The 1,605-nt window shown below is 74.3% G+C and carries 2 protein-coding genes; both read left to right on the plus strand.

Going from position 1 to position 1,605, the window contains the following annotated elements:
• Window positions 1–385: 385 nt before the first annotated feature.
• On the plus strand, window positions 386–1,111 hold the full coding sequence (locus FV222_RS25430) for a thiamine phosphate synthase (RefSeq protein ID WP_147815946.1): 726 nt from the start codon (window positions 386–388) through the stop codon (window positions 1,109–1,111).
• Window positions 1,108–1,605, plus strand: a 498-nt coding sequence (gene thiD, locus FV222_RS25435) for a bifunctional hydroxymethylpyrimidine kinase/phosphomethylpyrimidine kinase (RefSeq protein WP_147815947.1), incomplete at its 3' end; no start/stop codon positions are given. The genes FV222_RS25430 and thiD, both read left to right, overlap by 4 nt.

Consider the following 1,605-nt stretch of genomic DNA (forward strand, 5'->3'; position numbering starts at 1 on the left):
GGTCGGGTACGTGGACGGTCAGCGCCCGCGGCTCGCCCTCGGTGGCGGCGATGATCGCGGCGGCGAGCCCGACGGAGGAGGGGCTGGGCACCGTGCCGCCCGCGCGCGAGTCCGCCGACATCGTCTGTCCCGTCGCCCTGCCCATCGCAACGCCGTCCGAAGCCGGCCGAATGCCCGTGATGCGGCCGCGCCGCGGCCCGCCGTTGCTTTAGCCGCAAACCCGCGTCCGCCGTCAACGCGGCGGGCACGATCGGGCGGGGACGGCGCGATCCCGTGGGCTCTCGAAAGCGCTTGCTAAGCGTCGGCGCGATGGCCAGACATGCCTCGAGGTCTTCACGCGAGCCGGCATCCCTGTCGCTCCACGAAGCTTTCGGGGAGGTGGGCGATGCAGGCGGGCGGCAGCCTCGGGAACGCGACCACCGGCCGCGCGGCGGGTCCCAAGGTCGACCTGCGGCTTTACGGCCTGCTCGACGTCGGCGTCTGCGGCGCGGACGGTCGGCGGCTCGCCGAGATGGCGGCGGCTGCAGTCTCCGGCGGCTGCACCCTGTTCCAGTATCGCGAGAAGGACATCGCCGACGCGCGCGCCGCACTCGCCCGCATCCGCGCGATCCACGCCGCGCTCGCCGGCCGCGCGCCGCTGCTGGTCAACGACCGGGTCGACCTCGCGCTGGCCGCTTGTTGCGAGGGCGTGCATCTCGGCCAGTCGGACCTGCACCCGGCCGACGCGTGCCGGCTGCTCGGCGATGGGGCGATCGTCGGCCTGACCCTGAAGACAGGCGCGCAGGCCGACGAGCTCTACCGCCTGCCGGTGGACTACGCCTGCATCGGCGGCGTCTTCGCCACCGCGAGCAAGGACAACCCGGACCCGCCCGTCGGCCTCGACGGGTTCGCGCGGATCGCGTTCCGCGCCAGGCTCGCCCGCGGCGGCGCGGTGCCGGTCGGCGCGATCGCCGGCATCGATGCGAGCAACGCCGCCGCGGTGATCGCCGCCGGCGCCGACGGGATCGCGGTGATCTCGGCCCTGTTCGGGGCCGAGGCGGTGGAGGGGAGGGCGCGCGACCTGCGGGCGCGGGTCGACGCGGCGCTCGCCGAGCGGGGAGCCATCCGATGACGCCGATCGCGCTGACCATCGCAGGATCGGATTCGGGCGGCGGCGCCGGGATCCAGGCCGACCTCAAGACCTTCTCGGCGCTCGGCGTCTACGGCGCCAGCGCGATCACCGCGCTGACCGCGCAGAACACGCTCGGCGTCCAGGGCATCCACGACGTGCCGGCCGGCTTCGTCGCCGCGCAGATCGAGAGCGTCTTCACCGACCTCGCCGTGACTGCCGTGAAGATCGGGATGCTGTCGCAGCCGGCGGTCATCGAGGCCGTCGCGGCGGCGCTCGAGCGCTACGCGATTCCCAAGCGCATCCCCGTGGTGCTCGATCCGGTGATGGTCGCCACCAGCGGCGACCGGCTGATCTCGGACGACGCGGTCATGTTGCTCCGCAACCGCCTGATGCCGCTCGCCGACCTCGTCACCCCGAACCTGCCGGAGGCGGCGAGCCTCCTCGACGAGCCGGCGGCCGTGGACGAGAACGGCGCGGCGGCGCAGGCCCGGCGC

The organism is Methylobacterium sp. WL103, from assembly GCF_008039885.1.
GTDB lineage: Bacteria > Pseudomonadota > Alphaproteobacteria > Rhizobiales > Beijerinckiaceae > Methylobacterium > Methylobacterium cerastii.